This window comes from Nostoc sp. NOS(2021), from assembly GCF_017115025.1.
GTDB lineage: Bacteria > Cyanobacteriota > Cyanobacteriia > Cyanobacteriales > Nostocaceae > Nostoc.
In genome coordinates this window covers 1-9675 of record NZ_JABXKM010000198.1, presented here as the reverse complement: position 1 = coordinate 9675, position 9675 = coordinate 1, and the positions used below count along the sequence as shown (strand labels likewise).

Genomic DNA, 9675 nt, shown 5'->3' with positions numbered 1-9675 from the left:
GGTGGGGTGTTAGGGGACTTTTGCAAGAGGTCTAATATATGTACAATTCTAAAGCGATGTCTACGATGGGCTACGCCTACGCAATCTCTCACACCACCATCATGAGCAACATTCCCCAAATCGGACAACCAGCGCCAGATTTCTCCACTCCTGACCAAAATAGCAATTCAGTCACTCTCGATGACCTCAGCAGTCAGTGGATTGTCCTCTATTTCTACCCCAAAGATGACACACCGGGCTGTACCACTGAAGCGAAAGATTTCACCGAGTTGTATCAAGACTTCAGCGCACTGGGAGCGAAAATCTTAGGCGTAAGTCCAGATTTGGGTAAGTCCCATTGTAAATTTATCAGCAAACATAACTTGTCAATTACCCTTTTAAGTGACCCAGAACATATTTTGACAGAAGCCTACGGCGCTTGGCGATTGAAAAAGTTTATGGGCAAAGAATATATGGGCGTTGCTCGGTCAACCTTTCTAATTTCACCTGATAAAATTATTGTCTATACTTGGCCTAATGTGAAAACCAAAGGTCATGCTCAGGCAGTTTTAACTAAATTACGGGAATTAGCAGCCACGTAACGCGACTGGATACTAGAAACTGCCAGCACGATGATTGAAGTAAGGAATTAAACTTCTGCCAATTTGAAATAAACATGATGCAAGTTATCCAAGCCCAAAATGTCACTCTTGCCTACTTAAAGGAAAATTTTTCTCTACACAAGTCTGAAGAGGAGCAATTTTTTACAGAGTGGTTTGACTACATCCCGGAAATTTCCGAATTAGAAAAGCAATATTTAGACAGAGTTAAAACTAACTATCTCAACGTCCTTGAAAATGCTCCTCTTTTAGAAGAAGCAGTAAAAATGGTGGTATTATCTCCGTTGCTAGATTTGGCTGGTTTTTATCGTCATCATTTTTACATCGCTACAGAAGAAAGTGTAGAAATTAGTGAAGAAATTATCATTGATAATGAAGAAAATATAGAACAGACTAAAGAAATTATCAAAGGCAAAATTGATGTACTGGTTCTCCAAGATAAGTTATGGTTACTGATAATTGAATCTAAGAGGTCTAGTTTTTCTTTAGCAAAGGCAATTCCCCAAGCACTGACTTATATGTTGGCAAATCCTCAGCCTGATCATCCTGTATATTGCTTGGTAATGAATGGAGAAGATTTCCAATTTATGAAGCTGATAAAACAAGCTCAACCAATGTATGCTTTATCTGATAGATTCACTTTATATAGACGCGAAGATGAATTATATAAAGTTTTGAATACTTTAAAAAATTTAGGTCAAGTTTTAAGTTAATTATCTTTGCTCTTCCTATCTAGGTTAATACTGGAACAGTGTCATAATAGTTATATTGCATCTTTTAAATGAATTATGGTTCAATTTATCCAAGCACAAAATGTCGGGCTGGCCTATTTGGAAGAAAGATTTAGTCTACAGCTAGCTGAAGATGAGGCATTCTTCACAGAATGGTTTGAGAATTTACCGGAAATTACAGATTTAGAAAAGCCAGATTTAGACAAAATAAAACTTCATTTTCTCCGTTTAGTTAAATATCCTCCTTTGTCCGAAGAAACGGTGAAATTAGTAGTTTTATCTCCTTTACTCAACTTAGCTGGATTTTATGATGAGCCTTTTTATATGAGAGGCGAACAATCAATACAAATTTCTGCGGAAGATGAAGGAGAAATTATTAGAGGTAGAATTGATATTTTAGTTATTCAAGAACAATTCTGGTTGTTAGTAATTGAATCTAAAAGGTCTAGCTTTTCTCTTTTAGAAGCCATACCTCAAGCACTTGTTTATATGTTGGCTAATCCTAGTCAAGACAAACCTACTTTTGGATTAGTAACAAATGGTAGTGATTTTATTTTCCTTAAACTTACTAAAGAAAATCAGCCCAAGTATGCTATGTCTGACCAATTTACACTTTTGAAACGACAAAGTGAACTGTATCAGGTTCTAAGTGTATTAAAAAATTTGAGTCAAAGTTTGAGTTAATAATTATGTCTATTCGTCCTATATACCTTGATTGTCACGCCACTACACCCGTAGATGAACGGGTATTAGCAGCAATGCTCCCCTACTTCACAGAACACTTTGGCAACCCATCGAGTATTAGTCATGTTTATGGTTGGGAAGCAGAAGCTGCTGTTAAGCAAACGCGAGAGATTTTAGCAGCAGCAATCAACGCCACACCAGAAGAAATTGTTTTTACGAGTGGTGCAACAGAAGCGAATAATTTAGCTATTAAAGGTGTTGCTGAAGCTTATTTTAAAAAAGGTCAGCATATTATTACTGTTGCTACTGAACATAGTGCAGCTATTGATCCTTGTAATTATTTAAAAAGTCTCGGTTTTGATATTACTATTCTCCCTGTGCAAAAAGATGGATTGATTGATTTAATTGAGTTAAAAAAAGCTTTCCGTCCTGAGACGATTTTGGTATCGGTGATGGCTGCAAATAACGAAATTGGTGTGTTGCAGCCATTGGCAGAAATTGGGGAAATGTGCCGCGATGGGCTAGGCGATCGCAATATCATTTTCCACACCGATGCCGCCCAAGCGATTGGTAAAATTCCCTTGGATGTGCAAGCGATGAAAATAGATTTGATGTCGCTAACAGCACACAAACTATATGGGCCCAAAGGCATTGGGGCGCTGTACGTCCGTAGGCGGAACCCCAGAGTGCAACTGGCTCCTCAGCAGCACGGCGGCGGACATGAGCGGGGGATGCGTTCTGGTACATTATATACACCGCAAATTGCCGGCTTTGGGAAAGCTGTAGAAATCGCTTTGGCAGAACAAGCAACAGAAACCCAACGCCTCACCCAGTTAAGGCAAAGCTTGTGGGAACAGCTTTCTCAAGTTGAAGGAATTTATCTCAACGGACACCCTCAAGAGCGATTGGCGGGAAACTTGAATATCAGTGTTGAGGGGGTGGATGGAGCCGCACTTTTGCTAGGATTGCAGCCAGTAATGGCGGTTTCTTCTGGTTCTGCTTGCTCGTCGGCTACCACTGCACCCTCCCATGTTCTCACAGCACTGGGACATTCAGAACAGCTAGCTTATGCCTCAGTGCGGTTTGGTATTGGACGGTTTAATACGCAAGAGGAAATTGATATTGTGGCGAAACATGCGATCGCTACTATTGAAAGTTTACGTCATCCCATGAGAGATTTTACCAAGAAGAATTCAGAACTCAAAATACAGAATTCACTATGAATTCTGTATTCTGACGCCTGATTTATGGATTCTCGCGCAGGAAAGCACCAATCTGATCTAGCTCCTGCTGATTGAGGCGAAATTCCCCAGCCCCGATGATTCCTTCCACCTGCTTGGGATTGCGTCCGCCAACGATCGCCGCAGTCACCGCCGGATTGTTTAAAGTCCAAGCGATCGCCACCTCACCCGACGAGCGATCGTGTTGTTTACCAATGTGCTGCAACACCTCAACTAGCTTCAGGTTACGAGATAGACGTGGCTCCTGAAATTCACTATTGTTTTTGCGCCAATCATCATCTGGGAAATTAGCAACCCGCTCAGGTGTGATCTTTCCTGTGAGCAAGCCAGATTGCATCGGTGAATACACAATCACACCGATGTTGTTTTCCTTACAAAAAGGTAGAATCTCCTTTTCGACATCAGGCTTAACCAGAGAATAAGGCGGTTGCAATGAGGTAACTGGTGCAATCTCCTGGGCACGTTTCAACTGTTCTACATTGAAGTTTGAAACCCCGATATAGCGAACCTTGCCCTCATCCTTGAGCTTGGCGAGAGTCGTCCAGCCTTCTTCAACTTCTGAATCAGGGTTGGGCCAGTGAATCTGGTAGAGGTCAATAGTTTCAATGTCGAGTCGGCGCAGACTGGCTTCAACTTCCCCCCGCACCGAATCCGCCTTGAGGCTGTGACCAATTTCGCGCTTTTCATCCCAGATCAGTGAGCATTTAGTGAAAATGTAGGGGCGATTAGATCGACCTTTGAGCGCCTTAGCAACAACCTCCTCAGAATGCCCCAGACCATAGACAGCTGCGGTGTCAATCCAATTAACGCCGAGATCGAGAGCGCGATTGATCGCTGCGATCGATTCCTGGTCATCCTGCGTTCCCCAACCAAAAGCCCACTCACCTCCACCGATCGCCCAGGCTCCAAAGCCGATTGGGGTAATGTGAAGCTCAGAATTGCCAAGCTGTTTGGTTTGCATATCTACCTTCTCCAAGAATTTTTGAGTCAATTGCTAGTGTAGGCTGCAAATATTTTCTCAACCGCTATCTGAGGTGTGAATGACTACTGGTGGAAACACAACAGCCAATCACTACCAATACGGTTCGGATAAGACTTGATCCCCCCAACCCCCCTTAAAAAGGGGGGGTAAGAATGGCTCTATTTCCCCCTTTTTAAGGGGGACTAAGGGGGATCAATAAGTGCCTATGCACCTTAACCGAACCGTATTGCAATCACTACTTGTGTAAGATTACCAAATTCTGAATGTTGTGTTGACACATACTTCTTATACACTAGACTTGCTTGAAGATGGTAACAGTTTAGGGTGTTTATCAAAATAGACAAGTAATATGTCAGAAGATTTAAAAGGCAAAGTTGCGCTGATCACAGGTGCAAACAAAGGTATCGGGTATGAGATTGCACGCCAACTAGGTTCTAGAGGTGCTACTGTTCTTGTTGGTGCAAGAGATATCGGACGTGGTGAAGAAGCAGCGAATAAACTTCGTTCAAATCAGATCGATGCCCGAACAATTCAGCTTGATGTCATCGACCAAAAAACAATCGACTCTGCGAGTAAACAAATTGAGAGCGAATTCGGAAAACTTGACATCCTTGTTAACAATGCTGGGATAGCAAGTGATGGCGATCGCCTTCCACCTAGTCAAGTTGATATTGAAACACTGCGACACACTTACGAGACAAATGTATTTGGAGTGTTTGCAGTTACAAAAACGCTGTTGCCACTTTTAAAGAAGTCAAAAGCAGGGCGAATAGTAAATATATCAAGTGGTTTAGGTTCTCTGACTAAAAACTCTGACCCAAATAGTGAGTTTGCTAATGCTAAGTATCTTGCTTATAACTCATCAAAAACAGCACTGAATGCGATCACAGTTTTGTTGGCTGCTGAACTTAAAGATACCCCGATTAAAGTCAATGCTGCTGCTCCTGGTTTCACAGCAACTGACCTTAATCAACACCAAGGACACCGTACTGTTGAGCAGGGAGCTACAGCAGCAGTGAGACTTGCTACTCTACCTGATGATGGTTCTACCGGAGGGTTTTTTGATGAAAATGGCGTGGTTCCCTGGTAGAAAGTAGGGGGAATGGGGCAGGAGGGAGAAAGAGTTAAAACTTGGAAGTTGACCTTCTGAGGGTGGAAGTTGAAATTTTAACTTTTTATGCCCCACTCCCCACTCCCTATTTAATAGGGATTTGAATCAATCCGTCCCCTTTTGACACTTCTGAGATAGTACCCAGAGGTTGGCCTGTTTCTCAAGTTGAAGGTGTCGCCACTACGAACTTTCCAAATTTTGTAATTGGAAAAGGTCAAAGGCGATCGCGGTTCGCAGACTTCCGGCAGATGATTGCCAAGTACAAAGTATGCCGCACCCCTACCCATAACTTTTACCAAACCGTTTTTATCCACAAGAACCGATGTACTTTCACTAACCGCTATGCCTAAAACACTGTCAGATACACCGTCCTTAATTTGACGCGCAATGAAAGTCATAATTCGACCCATTCTTTCGCGCCTGTCGAAGTGTGTATCTACGATAGTTCCTTTCAAATTACTCCAATTGAAAAAGTTGTAAGTAAAAGTAATGTCTCGGTAGGGATCTTCGAGTGCGTCTCTAGTTTCAATGCCTTTTTCGGAAGAAGCGCAAGCATCATACACACAATCACTTTGGATCATCGCACCCGCACTGGTGCCACCAATACCACCTCCCTTAAGGTAAACTGACTTCACAGCAGCCTCAACCTTGGTATCTTTCCAGTTGCGGATGTATTGACATTGATCGCCGCCAGCAAAGAAAATCACATCAGCATTTTTGACTTTCTCAAAAATCTCGACTTTGTTTGCTTCTTGCCTATTACTAATCACAAGAGTTTCCACAAACTTTACGCCCTTCATGGCATAAATTAGCCGATTGTAATCGTGATTACCATTAGTGCGGATAACTACAACATTAACTTTAGTGGCAGAGTTAGTACCTCCCCTAACTTGGTTAATCATCCACTGGATAGCATCATCGACATCGGGGCCACCCCCACCTAAGCTAAGGACTGGGCCCGCTAAGGAAGGACGGACATCAAAGGAGGGGGAGGGACGGACATCAACAGTATCACCCAGGAAGTAGCGTTTCCAGTTTGCGATAAAACGGTTTATTAGGAAGGTTCCCATATTCAACAACTTGATTCCTGTACTTTTCAAGCGCCTTGCTATGCTTGGGAATGCCTTTGTCATACTAAGCTTCTGGAGCAAACTGCAATTATTGCTAGGCTGTTACGCATTTTAATTGCTTATTTCTTCGTAATCGTCCTTGATCATTGGTCGTTAGTCACTTGTATTTACAAAGGACAAAAGACTAATGACAGTTTTAACGAAAAAATATGCAATTTAGAGGCGCACTAGCTTAACTCTGGCACTAGAGAGGGTAGAATTTCCAGCGTACAGGGCTTGTACTGTTTTTTGACGCGATAATAACCCAGAGTAATCTTTAATTCTCTGCCCTATTCTGTGAAAATCTCCACGTTGCTTGTGTCTTTTATAGCGCTTCTTTTTTGGATACAGTACACCACAATAAATGTTCTGGGCACAGCATTGCTGTGTATTGGTGTCAACTTAAAAGGATGTTTTAAAAGTGGTGGCTGATGTATCAAAAACTTTAGATCCTCCTAAATCCTCCTTAAAAAGGAGGACTTTGAGTAGGTTATTTGATCGCGGATACTGACAAGCAGTCAGTGAATGTGCGCCCCTACGGTGTGTTGCATCTCAACAAGAACAGCGATGAATTATCCTAAACCGAATAATTTAGAAATCGCAGGCAATAATTTATTGCCCGCTTCCACCACCGAGGCGACAGCAGGTAAGCCTGTAAATATCCCTTTCAACATGGTGATAGCCGTTTTTGCCATTTTTTGTTTGGTCGATTCTTGGGGACTTTTACCTGCTTCGGCTATTGCTTGTATCTGTATTAATGCATCAGCTTTGTCTGTTTCTGGCAAATCTGCCGACTCTGAAATTGCTTGTTGCAACTGCGTCAACAGTTCTTTGATTCCTGGTTTCTCGGCATCCGGTGAATCAGGTAACTGAGTGAGGGCAATACTTACATTACCGCTGATGGTTCCTAGATTAGCAACAGAATTATTCCCAGCGATACCGCTGACATTACTGCTGCCTTGAATGTTGATGCCGCTGATATCAGACATGATGGTATTTCCTTGTGTATAAGATTTTGGCTGCCCAAGTGCAGTATTTACAATAATTTCTAAATTACGAATGTGATCGCTTTTTTCTGCCAGCAATAATTGTTGACTTTGTGATAAAGCTTTGAGTTGATTATAGTCATCAAAATATTCTGCACTGAGTTGAGATTTATCGCTAAGAGCGGCGGTTTTGGCTCTGAGCAAGATTTTATCATCGCCGCGTTTCTCCATCGCCACGATTTCTAACTCAGCTTCGGGATGGTTTTCGGCAAGGTTTTTGAAAGCGATCGCAACAGCGCGAGGGTCAACGCCTTGATTATGGTAAAGGTCGAGGGTATCAAAAATTGGCTTGATAAAGTCGGCAAAGTCGCCGTCTGCAAATATCTCTTGTTTATTATCAGGTTTGCGGAGGGGGTCGGGGTCTTCTTTGGTGGGTAAGCGCATAAAGACATATTCACACCTCACCCCATCTAATTTAGTTGTATTTGTAATGCCCCAATCTTCAATGTAAGCTCCGGTAAGGGTTGCACCTGTTAAATATGTGCCGTCTAGTTGGGTTTGCTTTAGCTTTGCTCTTGACAAATCGGCATCTTGCAAATTGGCTTCACTGAGAGCAGCACCAATAAAACTGGCATCCGCTAGGTTAGCTGCTTTTAAGTTGATACCCCGCAGGTTTTCACGATCAAAGTTTTTGTCCTCTCCCTGTCCTGTAACCAGCAGTTGACGTACTTGTGAGTTTTGAAGATAAGTCAAACCAGGGCGAACACGGTCAAGCATTTTGGCTTGATAGAAACGGGTATTAGTAAGGATTGTATAGCGGAAATCTGTACTTTTGAGCGTAGCTTGGGTGAAATCAACACCTGTTAAATCAGCGCCACAAAAACTTGTACCTCCTGTTGCAGCAAAGGCGATCGCGATATTACGAACCAAGGAATATTTTTTGTCTCCTTTCATTGCTTGCCAACTAATGTAAATGCTAAGTAACGTTCCGGCTAAGGCTACGGCTCCAGCTACGCCTCCGGCGAAAGCTAAGGTTTCGGCTACGGCGAAGGCTTCGGCGAAGGCTCCGACTAAGGCTAAGGCTACGGCAAAGGCAAAAGCTAAGGCAAAGACTCCGGCTAAGATAAAAACAAAAGCTAAGGCAAAGACTCCGGCTAAGGCAAAGGCTCCGGCTAAGACTCCGGCGAAAGCTACCGTTTTGACTCCGGGAAAGGCTACGACTATGGCGAAAGCTAAGGCTCCAGATCCAGCTACGGTTAAGGCTACGGCTCCTAAACCAGCTGTTATTCCTTGGCCAATTGTGACAAAGAAAAAGGCAATTAATACGATTAGGACAGCCCAGCCGCTAATCTGATTCTTTAAGCTGGAAGTATCAAATATTTGTGACGCCAAGTAACCATTGAAAGCCCATAAAAATCCTGACAGTCCCAACAACAGCCACGAGACAAGAACTAGGAGAATTGCCCAATGGCGTTGCAGTCCAGCTTTGGCATGGCTGAAGTTTGCCCCTGTTAAATTAGCGTTGGTGAAGTTTGCCCCTCGGATGTCGGCATAGCTAAAGTTTGCACCCGCAAGATCATTCCTACCTTTGAAGTTGCGTCCTCGGAGATTTTGACCAGAAAAATCTTTAGCCATGTTGCACTTTACAGAGGTGAGCAAATTTTACTACACGCTCACCCCTGTACATTCAGGAATAGTTAGATATATTTGTTAGTTGAGCTTCAAAGCCGCAATTTTGAGGCTCAAAGGTGCAACTTCGAGGGTTAAAGGCGCAATTTCGAGCCTCTAAAGGTCATTGTTGAGCCTTAGAAGGTCAACGTCGAGGCACAAAGGTGCAACTTCGAGGGTTAAAGGTGCAACTTCGAGCCTTAGAAGGTCAACGTCGAGCCTTAGAAGGTCAACATCGAGCCTCAAAAGGTCAACATCGAGCATCAAAAGGTCAATATCGAGCCTCAAAGGATCATTTTTGCACTTTTATATTAAAACGCGATGTGCAACTTAATATTCTGACCTCTCTCCAAACCTCTCTCCTTTTAGGAGAGAGGCTTTGATTTTTGCTCCCCTTCCCTTGTAGGGAAGGGGTTGGGGGTTAGGTTTGAGAGAAAGTCGCACATGGGTTATTAAAACGTCATGTATTTTACTGATAGCTTATAGCATTTCCTAATCACATGAGGTATATCTTAGCCCCCTCCTCGCTTGCGGGGAGGGGGTTGGGGGTGGGGTTCTTGTACC

At 43.0% G+C, this 9675-nt stretch carries 8 protein-coding genes; 5 read left to right on the top strand and 3 right to left on the bottom strand.

Annotated elements, in window-relative coordinates:
- Positions 1 to 101 precede the first annotated feature (101 nt).
- From bcp to HWQ41_RS22035, 4 genes are all read left to right on the top strand, one after another.
- Positions 102 to 581: a thioredoxin-dependent thiol peroxidase gene (gene bcp, locus HWQ41_RS22050; protein ID WP_292767531.1), complete on the top strand. Its 480-nt coding sequence runs from the start codon at positions 102 to 104 to the stop codon at positions 579 to 581.
- Between the two features lie 74 nt (positions 582 to 655).
- Positions 656 to 1312: a type I restriction endonuclease gene (locus HWQ41_RS22045; protein ID WP_292767529.1), complete on the top strand. Its 657-nt coding sequence runs from the start codon at positions 656 to 658 to the stop codon at positions 1310 to 1312.
- A gap of 75 nt (positions 1313 to 1387) precedes the next feature.
- The gene (locus HWQ41_RS22040; protein WP_292767526.1) at positions 1388 to 2014 is read left to right on the top strand and encodes a type I restriction endonuclease; all 627 of its coding nucleotides are present in this window, start codon (positions 1388 to 1390) and stop codon (positions 2012 to 2014) included.
- A 5-nt stretch (positions 2015 to 2019) separates the two neighbouring features.
- Complete coding sequence (locus tag HWQ41_RS22035) at positions 2020 to 3237, top strand: aminotransferase class V-fold PLP-dependent enzyme (RefSeq protein WP_292767523.1); 1218 nt, start codon at positions 2020 to 2022, stop codon at positions 3235 to 3237.
- Positions 3238 to 3259: 22 nt separating this feature from the next.
- On the opposite strand, the gene HWQ41_RS22030 is transcribed toward HWQ41_RS22035, so the two are convergent.
- Positions 3260 to 4216 carry an aldo/keto reductase gene (locus HWQ41_RS22030; RefSeq protein WP_292767520.1) on the bottom strand — a complete coding sequence of 319 codons (957 nt, stop codon included), beginning with the start codon at positions 4214 to 4216 and terminating at the stop codon, positions 3260 to 3262.
- A gap of 370 nt (positions 4217 to 4586) precedes the next feature.
- Between HWQ41_RS22030 and HWQ41_RS22025 the strand changes: the two genes are divergently transcribed.
- Positions 4587 to 5327 (top strand): SDR family oxidoreductase, encoded by a 741-nt coding sequence (locus HWQ41_RS22025; RefSeq protein ID WP_292767517.1) that lies wholly within the window; start codon positions 4587 to 4589, stop codon positions 5325 to 5327.
- Positions 5328 to 5437: 110 nt separating this feature from the next.
- On the opposite strand, the gene HWQ41_RS22020 is transcribed toward HWQ41_RS22025, so the two are convergent.
- Complete coding sequence (locus HWQ41_RS22020) at positions 5438 to 6481, bottom strand: Type 1 glutamine amidotransferase-like domain-containing protein (protein WP_292767515.1); 1044 nt, start codon at positions 6479 to 6481, stop codon at positions 5438 to 5440.
- Between the two features lie 548 nt (positions 6482 to 7029).
- Complete coding sequence (locus HWQ41_RS22015) at positions 7030 to 9078, bottom strand: pentapeptide repeat-containing protein (protein ID WP_292767513.1); 2049 nt, start codon at positions 9076 to 9078, stop codon at positions 7030 to 7032.
- Positions 9079 to 9675 lie beyond the last annotated feature (597 nt).